The organism is Pseudomonas sp. 21, from assembly GCF_000955805.1.
Classification (GTDB): domain Bacteria; phylum Pseudomonadota; class Gammaproteobacteria; order Pseudomonadales; family Pseudomonadaceae; genus Pseudomonas.
Window position 1 is genome coordinate 755,479 of sequence record NZ_JYOA01000003.1, and the last position, 15,347, is coordinate 770,825.

Annotated in this window: 12 protein-coding genes and 3 tRNA genes; all 15 read left to right on the forward strand. The window is 64.4% G+C overall.

Annotated elements, in window-relative coordinates; translation table 11 throughout:
* The first annotated feature begins 62 nt into the window (after positions 1 to 62).
* The 15 genes from UB43_RS09080 to UB43_RS09150 all read left to right on the forward strand — a co-directional run bounded on the left by UB43_RS09080 (position 63) and on the right by UB43_RS09150 (position 15,328).
* Positions 63 to 1,244: an acyltransferase gene (locus UB43_RS09080; RefSeq protein ID WP_045210108.1), complete on the forward strand. Its 1,182-nt coding sequence runs from the start codon at positions 63 to 65 to the stop codon at positions 1,242 to 1,244.
* 344 nt (positions 1,245 to 1,588) lie between these two features.
* Entirely contained in the window at positions 1,589 to 2,809 is a 1,221-nt protein-coding gene (locus tag UB43_RS09085) for an aspartate aminotransferase family protein (protein ID WP_045210109.1), read from the forward strand.
* A 152-nt stretch (positions 2,810 to 2,961) separates the two neighbouring features.
* Positions 2,962 to 3,978 carry an arginine/ornithine succinyltransferase subunit alpha gene (aruF, locus tag UB43_RS09090; protein ID WP_045210110.1) on the forward strand — a complete coding sequence of 339 codons (1,017 nt, stop codon included), beginning with the start codon at positions 2,962 to 2,964 and terminating at the stop codon, positions 3,976 to 3,978.
* Positions 3,979 to 3,989: 11 nt separating this feature from the next.
* Positions 3,990 to 5,009, forward strand: a complete 1,020-nt coding sequence (gene astA / locus UB43_RS09095; RefSeq protein WP_024766337.1) for an arginine N-succinyltransferase — start codon at positions 3,990 to 3,992, stop codon at positions 5,007 to 5,009.
* A 25-nt stretch (positions 5,010 to 5,034) separates the two neighbouring features.
* Positions 5,035 to 6,501, forward strand: a complete 1,467-nt coding sequence (gene astD, locus UB43_RS09100) for a succinylglutamate-semialdehyde dehydrogenase (RefSeq protein ID WP_156160377.1) — start codon at positions 5,035 to 5,037, stop codon at positions 6,499 to 6,501.
* The gene (gene astB / locus UB43_RS09105; protein WP_045210112.1) at positions 6,501 to 7,847 is read left to right on the forward strand and encodes an N-succinylarginine dihydrolase; all 1,347 of its coding nucleotides are present in this window, start codon (positions 6,501 to 6,503) and stop codon (positions 7,845 to 7,847) included. Before astD ends, astB begins: the two co-directional genes overlap by 1 nt.
* A gap of 9 nt (positions 7,848 to 7,856) precedes the next feature.
* Positions 7,857 to 8,138, forward strand: coding sequence for a GTPase (locus UB43_RS09110; RefSeq protein WP_045210255.1), 282 nt, complete (start codon positions 7,857 to 7,859; stop codon positions 8,136 to 8,138).
* 50 nt (positions 8,139 to 8,188) lie between these two features.
* Entirely contained in the window at positions 8,189 to 9,181 is a 993-nt protein-coding gene (gene astE / locus UB43_RS09115; protein WP_045210113.1) for a succinylglutamate desuccinylase, read from the forward strand.
* Positions 9,182 to 9,356: 175 nt separating this feature from the next.
* On the forward strand, positions 9,357 to 10,361 hold the full coding sequence (ltaE, locus tag UB43_RS09120; protein WP_045210114.1) for a low-specificity L-threonine aldolase: 1,005 nt from the start codon (positions 9,357 to 9,359) through the stop codon (positions 10,359 to 10,361).
* A 121-nt stretch (positions 10,362 to 10,482) separates the two neighbouring features.
* On the forward strand, positions 10,483 to 13,107 hold the full coding sequence (gene alaS, locus UB43_RS09125) for an alanine--tRNA ligase (protein WP_045210115.1): 2,625 nt from the start codon (positions 10,483 to 10,485) through the stop codon (positions 13,105 to 13,107).
* 101 nt (positions 13,108 to 13,208) lie between these two features.
* Complete coding sequence (locus UB43_RS09130) at positions 13,209 to 14,444, forward strand: aspartate kinase (protein WP_045210116.1); 1,236 nt, start codon at positions 13,209 to 13,211, stop codon at positions 14,442 to 14,444.
* 186 nt (positions 14,445 to 14,630) lie between these two features.
* Positions 14,631 to 14,816 carry a carbon storage regulator CsrA gene (gene csrA, locus UB43_RS09135; RefSeq protein WP_003085981.1) on the forward strand — a complete coding sequence of 62 codons (186 nt, stop codon included), beginning with the start codon at positions 14,631 to 14,633 and terminating at the stop codon, positions 14,814 to 14,816.
* Between the two features lie 60 nt (positions 14,817 to 14,876).
* Positions 14,877 to 14,967, forward strand: a tRNA-Ser gene (locus UB43_RS09140).
* Positions 14,968 to 15,076: 109 nt separating this feature from the next.
* Positions 15,077 to 15,153, forward strand: a tRNA-Arg gene (locus UB43_RS09145).
* Between the two features lie 98 nt (positions 15,154 to 15,251).
* A tRNA-Arg gene (locus UB43_RS09150) sits at positions 15,252 to 15,328 on the forward strand.
* The last annotated feature ends 19 nt before the right edge of the window (positions 15,329 to 15,347 follow it).

A 15,347-nucleotide genomic window follows, 5' to 3' on the forward strand; every position in this document is an offset into this window, starting at 1 on the left:
ACGGTGATTGACGCAAGTTTCCTCGTCTAACCTGCGACGCCGCTGAGACGTCGAGGTTCGCCGTGAGCAATGACCTGGTGCCTTCCCGGAGCGCCTCATCCTCTTTCGATTACCTGCTGATACTGCGCGGCATCTGCGCGATGGCGGTAGTCTTTCGCCACTACCCCTTCGAGCTTGCCTCCGTGCCTGGGTTGGGTGGCGTCGAGTGGCTATTGCGGCCATTCGGATATATTCCGGTGCTGCTGTTTTTCTGCCTGAGCGGCTTCTTGATTACCCAGGGTTTCGTGCTCCGTCGCTACGACGTCGGCTCACCCGTCGAGGTAATGCATTACTACCGCAGTCGGGCGCTGCGGATGCTCCCGTTGTATTACCTGTCGATCGTGCTCTGTGTGGCCATCTATTGGCCAGGGCCGCGAGAGCGCCTCTGGGATGTGGCCAGGCTGTTCTGGTTCACGGGTGCCTACAAGCAGACGGACGTCGTCTTCAACCATGTGTACTGGACGCTCCCCATTGAAATGGCATTCTTCCTTCTGGCGCCTTGGCTCTTCCTTGTGCTCGACGCTGCGTACCGTCGGCTGACCCCGCTGGGCGCGTGGCTTCTCGTCATGGTTGGCTATGCAGCATTCAGTCTCGGATCGTTTGCCGGTTATCCCGAGCAGAACGGCGTCGTGATGAGTCGGGCTGACTGGAACAGGCTCGCCCACCAGGACCTTCTTTATAACTTTGAAGTCTTTCTACTGGGTGCGCTGACGGCCATGCAGCTGCACCACGGTAAGCCACTGGCAAGTGGCTGGCGTCCTGCATTGAAGCTGGTTCTGGTCCTGGGGCTGATGGCGGTGCTGGCACGTACAGGCTTGGTGGGCGATCGGTTGTTTGAGCAGGGCCGGGTCGATGGATTCACGCTCTACCTGTTGCTGCCCTTGCTGGGAATCTGGTTTCTCGGCTTCGCTCTTTTGTATGCTCGGCCACAGCTACGCGCCGTTGCATGGCCTGGCAAAGCTATACGCCGGGTATTCGAGACGATTGGCCATTGGTCCTACGGCATCTACCTGTTGCACATGCCGGTGCTCTTTCTGCTCGAGCGAACTGGGTTGTTTGATTCGAGCGCAAGGGTGCTGAGCTTCGTGGCCCTTTCGGGGGTGCTCATGGGGGCTGCACTGACGTACCGCTTTATTGAGCGGCCACTGCTTAAGTTCCGCGCACCGCCGCGGTGCCTTGGCGAAGCGACGGCACTGCCTGGTTAAGTTGCACCAAGCCCCGTTGCCTCGCTCGCCTCGATATTGGGCCGGTGCAGAATTCCTCCGCGCTTACTTCAGCGCCAGGGAGGAATTCGACCGCCACCTGCCGGCCTCGCCTTATTCCTTTCCCCGCGGTGCGCCGAGCGAACAAATTCCACGCGCGTTGGTACCCGCAGCAGTTCGCAGGCCTTACACTGCGCCTTCCCGACGCTTTCTGTCGCATTTCCGTAAGCCTCGGCAATTCGCGGGTTGGCGCTATAACAAGTTGTCGCATGGCGGCAATGACGGCCCGCAGTTCGTCCCTACAATCCATTCATCGATAGCCGCCTCAACCAGGCAGGAGAACACCGATGTCCGCTCCGCAAGCTCAGGTCCAACGCTCCGATTTCGACCAGGTCATGGTTCCCAACTATTCGCCGGCTGCCTTCATTCCGGTGCGTGGCGAGGGTTCCCGAGTCTGGGATCAGAGCGGCCGAGAGCTGGTGGACTTTGCCGGCGGCATCGCAGTGAGTTCCCTGGGTCACACCCACCCGGCACTGATGCAGGCGCTGACCGAGCAGGCCGGCAAGATCTGGCACGTCTCCAACGTGTTCACCAACGAGCCGGCCCTGCGTCTGGCGAAGAAGCTGATCGACGCCACCTTCGCCGAGCGCGTGTTCTTCGCCAACTCCGGCGCCGAGGCCAACGAGGCCGCGCTGAAGCTGGCGCGCCGCTACGCCCATGACGTCTACGGCCCCGAGAAGTACGAGATCATCTCGATGGTCAACAGCTTCCACGGCCGCACCCTGTTCACCGTCAACGTCGGCGGCCAGGCCAAGTACTCCGATGGTTTCGGCCCGAAGGTCGAAGGCATCACCCACATTCCTTTCAACGACCTGGAAGCCCTCAAGGCAGCCATCTCCGACAAGACCTGCGCCGTGATCATCGAGCCGGTGCAGGGCGAGAGCGGCGTGCTGCCGGCCGACAAGGCGTACCTGGAAGGCGTGCGCAAGCTGTGCGACGAAAACAACGCGCTGCTGATCTTCGATGAAGTGCAGAGCGGCTTCGGTCGTATCGGCTACCTCTATGCCCACCAGTACTACGGCGTGAACCCGGACATCCTCTCCAGCGCCAAGGGCCTGGGCGGCGGCTTCCCGATCGGCGCCATGCTGACCACCGCGAAGATCGCCGAGCACCTGGTCGTCGGCACCCACGGCACCACCTACGGCGGCAACCCGCTGGCGTGTGCGGTCGCTGGCGCCGCCTTCGACGTGATCAACACCCCGGAAGTGCTCGAAGGCGTGAAGGCCAAGCATGAGCGCTTCAAGGTCCGCCTGGAGAAGATCGCCGCCGAGTACGGCATTTTCACCCAGGTGCGCGGCATGGGCATGCTGATCGGCGCGGTGCTCAACGACGCCTTCAAGGGCAAGGCCAAGGACGTGCTCAACGCCGCCGAGAAGGAAGGCGTGATGGTCCTGCAGGCCGGCCCGGACGTGGTGCGCTTCGCGCCCAGCCTGGTGATCCCGGACGCCGACATCGACGAAGGCCTGGATCGCCTCGAGCGCGCCATCGCCAAGCTGACCCGCGGCTGATCCCCCGGCTACGCTGAGTCGGCGGGGCCCGCGCCTCGCCGTTTAGCCGGCCGGATCGTCCCGGCTGGTGCTTTCGAATGCCCTGATGAGTGCGGCACGGGTCGTGTCGCGCCTGCCAATCATGAATTTTGTCTGGTTAGAGGAGTGACGCCATGCTGGTGATGCGCCCCGCCCAAGTGGCCGACCTGCAGCAAGTGCAGCGTCTCGCCGCGGACAGCCCGGTCGGCGTCACGTCGCTGCCGGATGACGCGGAACGCCTGCGCGAGAAGATCCTTGCCTCGGAGGCCTCGTTTGCCGCCGAAGTGAGCTTCAACGGTGAAGAGAGCTATTTCTTCGTGCTGGAAGACACCGACACCGGCCGCCTGGTCGGCTGCTCGGCCATCGTCGCCTCGGCCGGTTTCTCCGAGCCGTTCTACAGCTTCCGCAACGAGACCTTCGTGCACGCTTCGCGCGAGCTGAAGATCCACAACAAGATCCACGTCCTCTCGCTGTGCCACGACCTCACCGGCAACAGCCTGCTGACCAGCTTCTACGTCGAGCGCGACCTGGTGAACACGCCGATCGCCGAGCTCAACTCCCGTGGCCGCCTGCTGTTCATGGCCAGCCATCCGGAGCGTTTCGCCGATGCGGTGGTGGTGGAGATCGTCGGCTACAGCGACGATCAGGGCCAGTCACCGTTCTGGAACGCCATCGGGCGCAACTTCTTCGACCTCGACTACACCGAGGCCGAAAAGCTGTCCGGCCTGAAAAGCCGCACCTTCCTCGCCGAGCTGATGCCGCACTACCCGATCTATGTGCCGCTTCTGCCGGACGAGGCGCAGGAGGCGATGGGGCAGGTGCATCCACGTGCGCAGATCACGTTCGACATCCTGATGCGCGATGGCTTCGAGTCCGAGAACTACGTGGATATCTTCGATGGCGGCCCGGCACTGCATGCGCGCACCTCGAACATCCGCTCCATTGCCCAGAGCCGCCAGGTGCCGGTGCGCATTGGCGCATCGGGGCATGGGAGCCGCAGCTACCTGGTCACCAACGGCCAGCTGCAGGATTTCCGCGCCATTGTCGCCGAACTCGACTGGGTACCGGGCAAGCCCGTCACCCTGAACCAGGAAACCGCCGAAGCCCTGGGCATCGGCGAGGGCGCCAGCGTGCGCCTGGTTGCGATCTGAGGGGAGAGAGCATGATCGTCCGTCCCGTAACCAGCGCCGACCTGCCGGCCCTGTTTGACCTGGCGCGCAGCACCGGCACCGGCCTGACCACGCTACCGGCCAATGAACAGCGCCTGCAGCACCGCGTGAACTGGGCCGAAAAAGCCTTCCGCGGCGAAGCCGAGCGCGCCGATGCCGACTACCTGTTCGTCCTCGAAAACGATGACGGCAAGGTGGTGGGGATTTCCGCCGTGGCCGGCGCTGTCGGTCTGCGCGAGCCCTGGTACAACTACCGCGTCGGCCTGACCGTCAGCGCGTCCCAGGAGCTGGGTATCCACCGCGAGATTCCCACGCTGTTCCTGGCCAACGACCTCACCGGGCAGTCCGAGCTGTGCTCGCTGTTCCTGCATGCCGACCACCGCGCCGGTCTGAACGGTCGCCTGCTGTCCAAGGCGCGCTTCCTGTTCATCGCCGAGTTCCGCGAGCTGTTCGGTGACAAGGTGATCGCCGAGATGCGTGGCATGTCCGATGCCGCCGGGCGCTCGCCGTTCTGGGAAAGCCTGGGCCGGCACTTCTTCAAGATGGAGTTCAGCCAGGCCGACTACCTGACCGGTGTGGGCAACAAGGCCTTCATCGCCGAGCTGATGCCCAAGTTCCCGCTCTACAGCTGCTTCCTCTCCGAGGATGCGCGCGAAGTGATCGGCCGCGTCCACCCGGACACCGAGCCGGCGCTGGCCATGCTCAAGGCCGAGGGTTTCAGCTACCAGGGTTACGTCGACATCTTCGACGCCGGCCCCGCCATCGAAGCGCCGACCGAGAAGATCCGCGCCATCGCCGACAGCCAGAACCTGGTGCTGGCCATCGGCACGCCGGGCGATGACGCCGAGCCCTTCCTGATCCACAACCGCAAGCGCGAGGAGTGCCGCATCACCGCTGCGCCCGCGCGCCTGGCCGCCGGTTCGCTGGTGGTCGATGCGCAGACCGCCAAGCGCCTGCGCCTGTCCGCCGGGGCTTCGGTCCGCGCGGTGCCCCTCTCCGGAAAACGCAACTGACGCCGCCCGGCGTCAGGGGAGCCTGATGATGAATACCCACTACATTGCCGGCCAGTGGCTGGCGGGCGAAGGCGAGCCGCTGGAATCCCTGTGCCCGGTCAGCCAGGCCGTGGTCTGGTCCGGCCGTGCCGCTTCGCAGCAGCAGGTCGCCGCCGCCGTCGCCGCTGCGCGCAATGCCTTCCCGGCCTGGGCCCGTCGCCCGGTGGAAGAGCGCATCGCCGTGCTGGAGCGCTTCACCGCCGCCCTCAAGGGCCGTTCCGAGGAACTGGCCCGCGCCATCGGCGAGGAAACCGGCAAGCCGCTGTGGGAAGCCGCCACCGAAGTGACCAGCATGGTCAACAAGGTCGCCATCTCGGTGCAGGCCTTCCGTGAGCGCACCGGCGAGAAGAGCGGCCCGCTGGCCGACGCCACCGCCGTGCTGCGCCACAAGCCCCACGGCGTAGTGGCCGTGTTCGGCCCGTACAACTTCCCCGGCCACCTGCCCAACGGCCACATCGTGCCGGCGCTGCTGGCGGGCAACGCCGTGGTGTTCAAGCCCAGCGAGCTGACTCCGAAGGTCGCCGAGCTGACCCTGCAGGCCTGGATCGAGGCGGGCATTCCCGCTGGTGTGATCAACCTGGTGCAGGGTGCCCGCGATACCGGTGTGGCGCTGGCGAGCAACGATGACATCGACGGCCTGTTCTTCACCGGCTCCAGCCGCACCGGCAACCTGCTGCACAGCCAGTTCGGCGGTCGCCCGCAGAAGATCCTGGCGCTGGAGATGGGCGGCAACAACCCGCTGCTGGTCGACGAAGTGAAAGACGTCGATGCTGCTGTCTACACCATCATCCAGTCCGCGTTCATCTCCGCCGGCCAGCGCTGCACCTGCGCCCGCCGCCTGCTGGTGCCGCAAGGCGCCTGGGGCGATGCGCTGATCGAGCGCCTGGTGGCCGTGGCCTCCACCATCAAGGTCGGCCGCTTCGACGAGCAACCGTCACCCTTCATGGGCTCGGTGATTTCCCTGGCTGCCGCCGAACACCTGATCAAGGCCCAGGAGCAACTGCTGGCCAAGGGTGCCAAGCCGCTGCTGGCGATGACCCAGCCACTGGCCACCGCCGCGTTGCTGACTCCCGGCATCCTCGATGTGACCGCCGTGGCCGAGCGCCCGGACGAAGAATTCTTCGGCCCGCTGCTGCAGGTGATCCGCTACGCCGACTTCGACGCCGCCGTGCGTGAAGCCAACGCCACCCAGTACGGCCTCGCCGCCGGCCTGCTGTCGGACTCCCGCGAGCGCTACGAGGACTTCCTCATCGAGAGCCGCGCCGGCATCGTCAACTGGAACAAGCAACTGACCGGCGCCGCCAGCAGCGCGCCGTTCGGCGGCATCGGCGCCTCCGGCAACCACCGCCCGAGCGCTTACTACGCCGCCGACTACTGCGCGTACCCGGTCGCCTCGCTGGAAAGCGACAGCCTGAGCCTGCCTGCAACCCTGACTCCGGGAGTGAGCCTGTGATGACCGCCTATGAAATGAACTTTGACGGCCTGGTCGGACCGACGCACAACTACGGCGGCCTGTCCTACGGCAACGTGGCCTCGCAGAGCAACAGCCAGGCCGCATCCAACCCGCGCGAAGCGGCGAAGCAGGGCCTGTCGAAGATGAAGGCGCTGATGGAGATGGGCTTCAAGCAGGGTGTGTTCGCCCCGCAGGAGCGTCCGGCGGTTGCCTCGCTGCGCGCCCTGGGTTTCTCCGGCACCGACGCCGAAGTGATCGCCAGGGCGGCGAAAGAATCCATGCCGCTGCTCGCCGCCGTCAGTTCGGCGTCCTGCATGTGGACCGCCAACGCCGCCACCGTCAGCCCCGGTGCCGATACGGCCGATGGCCGCGTGCACTTCACCGCCGCCAACCTGAACTGCAAGTTCCACCGCTCCATCGAACATCCGCAGACCAGCCGCATCCTCGCGGCGATGTTCAACGACGAGAAACACTTCGCCCACCACGCCGCTCTGCCGGCAGTCGCCCAGTTCGGCGATGAAGGCGCGGCCAACCACACGCGCTTCTGCAAGTCCTACGGCGAAGCCGGCGTCGAGTTCTTCGTGTTCGGTCGCAGCGCCTTCGACAGCCGCTTCCCGGCGCCGCAGCGCTACCCGGCGCGGCAGACCCTGGAAGCCTGCCAGGCGGTCGCCCGCCTGCACGGCCTGAGCGATGACGGCGTGGTCTACGCCCAGCAGAACCCGGCGGTGATCGACCAGGGCGTGTTCCACAACGACGTCATCGCGGTCGGCAACGGCGAAGTGCTGTTCCACCACGAAGACGCCTTCCTCGACACCGAGCGTGTACTCGCCGAACTGCACGACAAGCTGGGCCGCCGTGGCGGTCGCTTCCGCGCCGTGTGCGTGCCGCGCGACCAGGTCACCGTCGAGGATGCGGTGAAGTCCTACCTGTTCAACAGTCAGTTGCTCACCCGTGCCGACGGCAACATGCTGCTAATCGTCCCGGAGGAGTGCCGCAAGAACGAGCGCGTCTGGAACTACCTTTCGCGCCTGACTGCCGAGGACGGCCCGATCCGCGAGGTGAAGGTGTTCGATCTCAAGCAGAGCATGCAGAACGGCGGCGGCCCCGCCTGCCTGCGCCTGCGCGTGGCGCTCAGCGACGCCGAGCTGGCGGCGGTCAACCCGGGGGTGATCATGACCCCGACCCTGCACGACACCCTGGTCACCTGGGTCGACAAGCACTACCGCGATCGCCTGGCCGAAACCGACCTGGCCGATCCGCAACTGCTGGTCGAGTGCCGGACGGCGTTGGATGAATTGAGCCAGATCCTTAAACTGGGCTCGGTTTATCCCTTCCAGCAGAACTGAGTGAACGACATGACCGAAAGCCTCCCGCTGATTCTCGAAGACAACAAGGGCGAGCGCCGCGAAACCCACACCGCACGCCTGGCCATCCGCCTGGAAGGGCGCGAGCTGTGGCTGGAAGCCGACGGCAAGGGCGGCCTGGTGATCTACGCCGACTCCCATGAGGACGCCGCCGAGATCCCGCTGCTGGTGGTGCGCCCGCAGGCGGTGAACCAGTTGGGCCTGAGCCTTGAACTGGAAGCCGCCGAAGTCCACGAACATGGTCCAGACTGTGGATGTGACCATCACCACTGATCGCGGAGTCCGCGGCCGCTCCGGCCGCGGGGAATGATGGAGGCGTCCGCATGCTAGCTCTGGGCAAACTGCTCGAACTGACCCTCGCCGGCCGTGAGCCGACGGAAAAGATTCAGCTCACCGCCGACGGCACCCGTCTGCACTGGCTGGCTGAAGGCGCCCTCGAAGTCACTCCGCCGGTGGCCCGCGACAATGGCCGCGACCTGTTGCTCTCGGCAGGTATCCACGGCAACGAGACGGCCCCCATCGAACTGCTCGACCGACTGGTGCACCGCATCGCCCGTGGCGAGCTGAAGCCGGCGTCGCGGGTGCTGTTCCTGCTCGGCAACCCCGAGGCCATGCGTCGTGGCGAGCGTTACCTGGAGCAGGACATCAACCGCCTGTTCTGCGGTCGCCACGAGGAGGGCAGCGGCAACGAGGCCCTGCGCGCGTCAGAGCTGGAACGCCTGGCTGCCGCGTTCTTTGCCCGTGAGGGCCGGCCGCGCCTGCACTACGACCTGCACACGGCCATCCGTGGTTCGAAGATCGAGCAGTTCGCGCTCTACCCCTGGGCCAGCGGCCGCGAGCACTCTCGCGACGAGCTGGCGCGCCTGCGCAGCGCCGGCATCGATGCGGTGCTGCTGCAAAGCAAACCGGGCATCACGTTCAGCGCCTACACCTACAGCCAGCTCGGCGCCGAGGCATTCACCCTGGAGCTGGGCAAGGCCCGCCCGTTCGGGCAGAACCAGGCAGTGAACCTGGATCGCCTCGAAACCATGCTGCAGGGTGTGATCAGCGGCCAGGAAGCGGGCGGCGCGCAGATCGACGGCCTGCAGTTGTTCGCCGTTTCCCGCGAAGTGATCAAGCACAGCGACCACTTCCGTCTGCACCTGGACGACGCGGTGGACAACTTCACCGAACTGGACCACGGCTTCCTGCTCGCCGAGGACATCGGCGGCACCCGCTGGATCGTGGAAGAGCAGGGTGCGCGGATCATCTTCCCCAACCCACGGGTAAAGAACGGCCTGCGCGCCGGCATCCTCGTGGTGCCCACCGAACTCTGAACTTTTGTAGGAGCGAGCTTGCTCGCGAATCGCCCGACGCTGAAGTCGCCGGAAAGATGCGTTCGCGAGCAAGGGCTGGGCGCCCCCCTCGATCCTACAGTCTTCTCACCCTTGTTCCGTCATTGGCGAGCGCTTAGCATCGGTCCTTTCCGCCTGATGCCCGAGGAGCCTTGCCATGTCCATCATCGACCTTCGCAGCGACACCGTGACCCTGCCCACCGCCGGCATGCGCGAGGCGATGGCGCGGGCCGAGCTGGGCGATGACGTCTACGGCGAAGACCCGACGGTGAATCGCCTGGAAGCGACCCTGGCCGAGCGTCTGGGATTCGCTGCCGCGCTGTTCGTGCCCACCGGCACCATGAGCAACCTGCTCGGCCTGATGGCCCATTGCGGCCGTGGCGACGAGTACATCGTCGGCCAGCAGGCGCACACCTATAAATATGAAGGCGGCGGCGCCGCGGTACTGGGCTCCATTCAGCCGCAGCCCATCGAGGGCGAAGCCGACGGTTCGCTGGACCTGGCCAAGGTCGAGGCGGCGATCAAGCAGGACGATTTCCACTTCGCCCGCACCCGCCTGCTGGCGCTGGAAAACACCATGCAGGGCAAGGTACTGCCGCTGACCTACCTGGCGGCTGCGCGGGAAATGACCCGCCGCCGCGGCCTGGCGCTGCACCTGGACGGTGCGCGCCTGTACAACGCGGCGGTGAAGCTGGGCGTGGACGCCCGCGAGATCACCCGCCATTTCGACTCGGTCTCGGTGTGCCTGTCCAAGGGGCTTGGTGCGCCGGTGGGATCGGTGCTCTGCGGCGATGCCGAACTGATCGGCCGCGCCCGACGCCTGCGCAAGATGGTCGGCGGCGGCATGCGCCAGGCCGGTGGCCTCGCGGCAGCGGCGCTGTATGCGCTGGACCATCAGGTCGAGCGTCTGGCCGAGGACCACGCCAACGCTGAAGCGCTAGGCCGTGGCCTGGCCGAACTGGGCTACGCCATCGAGCCGGTGCAGACCAACATGGTCTACGTCGGCATTGGCGAGCAGGCCGGCGCACTGGGTGAACACCTGGCCGACCATGGCATTCGTGTCAGCCCGGCAGCGCGCCTGCGCCTGGTCAGCCACCTCGATGTGAAAAGCGCCGATATCCCGCGTATTGTCGAAGCTTTTGCCGCCTTTCGTCGTTCCTGACAGAAATTATTGCGCGATAGGGGTTAACTATCGCGCAAAGACACTACAACCTTGATGCGGGGCCGATATAATGCGGCCCTTTGCCGGCGATTCGTGGCCGCATTTTTCCGTGGAAGAACCTATGAAAAGCGCTGAAATCCGTGAAGCCTTCCTCCGCTTCTTCGAAGAGAAGGGGCACACCCGCGTAGCGTCCAGTTCGCTGATCCCCGCGAACGACCCGACCCTGCTGTTCACCAACGCAGGCATGAACCAGTTCAAGGATTGCTTCCTGGGCCTGGAAAAGCGCGCCTACACCCGCGCTACCACCAGCCAGAAGTGCGTGCGTGCCGGCGGCAAGCACAACGACCTGGAAAACGTCGGCTATACCGCGCGCCACCACACCTTCTTCGAAATGCTGGGCAACTTCAGCTTCGGCGACTATTTCAAGCGCGATGCCATCACCTATGCCTGGGAATTCCTCACCTCGGACAAGTGGCTGAACCTGCCCAAGGACAAGCTCTGGGTCACCGTCTACGCCACCGATGACGAGGCCTACGACATCTGGACCCAGGAAGTCGGCATTCCGGCCGAGCGCATGGTCCGCATCGGCGACAACAAGGGCGCTCCCTACGCTTCGGACAACTTCTGGGCGATGGGCGACACCGGTCCTTGCGGCCCGTGCACCGAGATCTTCTTCGACCACGGCGCCGACATCTGGGGCGGCCCGCCCGGCTCGCCGGAAGAAGACGGCGACCGCTACATCGAGATCTGGAACAACGTCTTCATGCAGTTCAACCGCACCGCGGATGGCGTCATGCACGCGCTGCCGGCGCCGAGCGTGGACACCGGCATGGGCCTTGAGCGCATCAGCGCCGTGCTGCAGCACGTTCACTCGAACTACGAGATCGACCTGTTCCAGAGCCTGCTGAAGGCGTCGGCCGACGCCATCGGTTGCGCCAACGACGACGCGCCGTCGCTGAAAGTGGTCGCCGACCACATCCGTTCCTGCGGCTTCCTGATCGCCGACGGCGTGCTGCCGTCCAACGAAGGCCGCGGCTACGTGCTGCGTCGCATCATCCGTCGCGCCTGCCGCCACGGTAACAAGCTGGGCGCCAAGGGCACCTTCTTCCACAAGATCGTCTCCGCCCTGGTCGGCGAGATGGGCGAGGCCTTCGTCGAACTCAAGCAGCAGCAGGCGCACATCGAGCGCGTGCTGAAGACCGAGGAAGAGCAGTTCGCCAAGACCCTGGAGCAGGGCCTGAAGATCCTCGAGCAGGACCTGTCCGAGCTCAAGGGCAGCGTCATCCCCGGCAACGTGGTGTTCAAGCTGTACGACACCTACGGCTTCCCGGTGGACCTGACCAACGACATCGCCCGCGAGCGCAGCCTGACCCTCGACGAGGAAGGCTTCGAGCGCGAGATGGAGGCCCAGCGTGAGCGTGCCCGCTCCGCCAGCGCCTTCGGCATGGATTACAACAGCCTGGTGAAAGTGGATGGCGACACCCGCTTCCTCGGTTACCAGGGCGTTTCCGGCGCCGGCCAGATCATCGCGCTGTTCAAGGATGGCAAGGCCGTCGAGCAGCTGAACGAAGGCGAGGAGGGCGTCGTCGTCCTTGACCAGACCCCCTTCTACGCCGAGTCCGGCGGCCAGGTCGGTGACAGCGGCTATCTGCAGGGTGCTGGCGTGCGCTTCGACGTACGCGACACCACCAAGGCCGGCGGTGCGCACCTGCACCACGGTGTGGTTGCCCAGGGCAGCCTGAGCGTTGGCGCGGCTGTCAAAGCCGAAGTCGACGCCTCCGTGCGCCAGGCTACCGCGCTGAACCACTCCGCTACCCACCTGCTGCACGCTGCGCTGCGCCAGGTGCTGGGCGATCACGTCCAGCAGAAGGGCTCGCTGGTCGATAGCCAGCGCCTGCGCTTCGACTTCAGCCACTTCGAGGCGATCAAGCCCGAGCAGCTGAAGCAGCTGGAAGACATCGTCAACACCGAGATCCGCAAGAACTCCGAGGTCGAGACCGAAGAGACCGACATCGAATCCGCCAAGAACAAGGGCGCCATGGCGCTGTTCGGCGAGAAGTACGGTGATCAGGTGCGCGTGCTGAGCATGGGCGGCAGCTTCTCCGTCGAACTTTGCGGCGGCACGCACGTGTCCCGTACGGGCGACATCGGTCTGTTCAAGATCACCAGCGAAGGCGGTGTGGCTTCCGGCGTGCGCCGTATCGAAGCGGTCACCGGCGGCGCTGCGCTGGCCTACCTCAATGGTGCCGAGGAGCAACTCAAGGAAGCGGCCGGCCTGGTCAAGGGCAGCCGCGACAACCTGCTGGACAAGCTGTCCGGCCTGATCGAGCGCAACCGTCAGCTGGAGAAGGAGCTGGAGCAGCTCAAGGCCAAGGCTGCCAGCGCAGCCGGTGACGACCTGGCGGGTTCCGCCGTGGACGTCGGTGGCGTGAAGGTGCTGTCCTCGCGTCTCGACGGCCTCGATGGCAAGGCGCTGCTGGCGCTGGTCGACCAACTGAAGAACAAGCTGGGCAGCGGCGTGATCCTGCTGGGCGGCGTGTTCGAAGAGAAGGTCGTGCTGGTCGCCGGCGTGACCCAGGATCTGACCGCCAAGCTCAAGGCCGGCGATCTGATGAAGCAGGCCGCTGCGGCCGTGGGCGGGAAGGGCGGTGGTCGCCCGGACATGGCCCAGGGCGGTGGCGTGGATGCCGGCAAGCTGGACGAAGCTCTGGCGCTGGCCGTGACATTTGTCGAACAGGGCCTCTAAAGGCCCTGAAATACGGGGCCCGCAGCGCGTCCGGCGGGCCTTGGCAGCATGCGGTGATGCATGTTTAATGGGCGCCCTTCAGGAATCAGGCGGCTTTTGAAATGGCTTTGATCGTACAGAAGTTTGGAGGGACCTCCGTCGGCACCGTCGAGAGAATCGAGCAGGTAGCCGAGAAGGTGAAGAAATTCCGTGAAGCGGGCGACGACATCGTCGTGGTGGTGTCCGCCATGAGCGGCGAGACCAACCGCCTGATTGGTCTGGCGAAACAGATCATGGACCAGCCGATTCCGCGCGAGCTGGACGTGATGGTCTCCACCGGCGAGCAGGTGACCATCGCCCTGCTGAGCATGGCGCTGATGAAGCGCGGCGTGCCGGCGGTGTCCTACACCGGCAACCAGGTCCGCATCCTGACCGACAGTTCCCACACCAAGGCGCGTATCCTGAGCATCGACGATGCGAACATTCGCGCAGATCTGAAAGCCGGCCGCGTAGTCGTTGTCGCTGGCTTCCAGGGGGTGGACGAGCAGGGCAACATCACGACCCTCGGTCGTGGCGGTTCCGATACCACCGGCGTAGCCCTGGCGGCGGCACTGAAGGCCGACGAGTGCCAGATCTACACCGACGTCGATGGCGTCTACACCACCGACCCGCGCGTCGTGCCGCAGGCGCGTCGCCTGGACAAGATCACCTTCGAAGAGATGCTGGAAATGGCCAGCCTCGGTTCCAAGGTGCTGCAGATCCGCTCGGTGGAATTCGCCGGCAAGTACAACGTCCCGCTGCGCGTGCTGCACAGCTTCCAGGAGGGTCCGGGCACCCTCATTACCCTTGATGAAGAGGAATCCATGGAACAGCCGATCATCTCCGGCATCGCCTTCAACCGCGACGAAGCCAAGCTGACCATCCGTGGCGTACCGGATACCCCCGGCGTTGCTTTCAAGATTCTCGGCCCGATCAGTGCCGCCAATGTAGAAGTCGACATGATCGTGCAGAACGTCGCGCACGATAACACCACCGACTTCACCTTCACCGTGCACCGCAACGACTACCAGGCCGCCCTGGAAATCCTCAAGCAGACCGCTGTCACCATCGGTGCGCGCGAAGCGACCGGCGACACCAACATCGCCAAGGTTTCCATCGTCGGTGTCGGCATGCGTTCCCACGCCGGTGTCGCCAGCCGCATGTTCGAAGCCCTGGCCAAGGAGACCATCAACATCCAGATGATCTCCACCTCGGAAATCAAGGTGTCCGTGGTCATCGAAGAGAAGTACCTCGAGTTGGCGGTCCGTGCCCTGCACACCGCTTTCGAACTCGACGCCCCGGCCCGACAGGGCGAGTAAGGCGAGAACTACCGAAAGGCGCGGCTACCCCGCGCCTTTTGTCGTTTTTGACTGTCTGACAGGAACTTTCTTTCCGGCAGGACTGGTCAATACTTGGGTGAAGGATTCGCGCACTTGATCTATACGAATCTGCCACCATTTCTTTTTTTGCAGACTGCTTATCCCGTAACACGTAAGGAGAAAGGAATGCTGATTCTGACACGCCGGGTCGGAGAGACCCTGATGGTCGGTGATGACGTCACCGTGACTGTACTGGGCGTCAAAGGTAATCAGGTGCGTATCGGTGTGAATGCGCCGAAGGAAGTTGCTGTGCACCGTGAGGAAATCTACCAGCGCATCCAGAAAGAGAAAGACCAAGAACCAAACCATTAATTTTTCTAAAATTTTTCTTTGCAAACGGGGAAAACATGGATATCATGCGCCCCGTGTTGCGGAGAGGTGGCCGAGTGGCCGAAGGCGCTCCCCTGCTAAGGGAGTACACCTCAAAAGGGTGTCGGGGGTTCGAATCCCCCCCTCTCCGCCATTGCATCCTCTGGTGCGATGAGTTGTCCGGTTACGTAAGTGACTGAAAAGATTGAAAAATCTTGTTGACAGGTCAGAAAAATCGCCCTAGAATTTGCGCCCTCATCAGCGCACTCATAGCTCAGCTGGATAGAGTACTCGGCTACGAACCGAGCGGTCGGAGGTTCGAATCCTCCTGAGTGCGCCATATACGAGGCAACGCGAAAGCGGGGCTTCAGTGGCGAAAGGGCTGAAAAGCCAATAGCTGCAACCAGTTGGTGAATCTGGTTAAACTTTGCCAACGACGCACTCATAGCTCAGCTGGATAGAGTACTCGGCTACGAACCGAGCGGTCGGAGGTTCGAATCCTCCTGAGTGCGCCATATACGAAAGGGTCTGCAG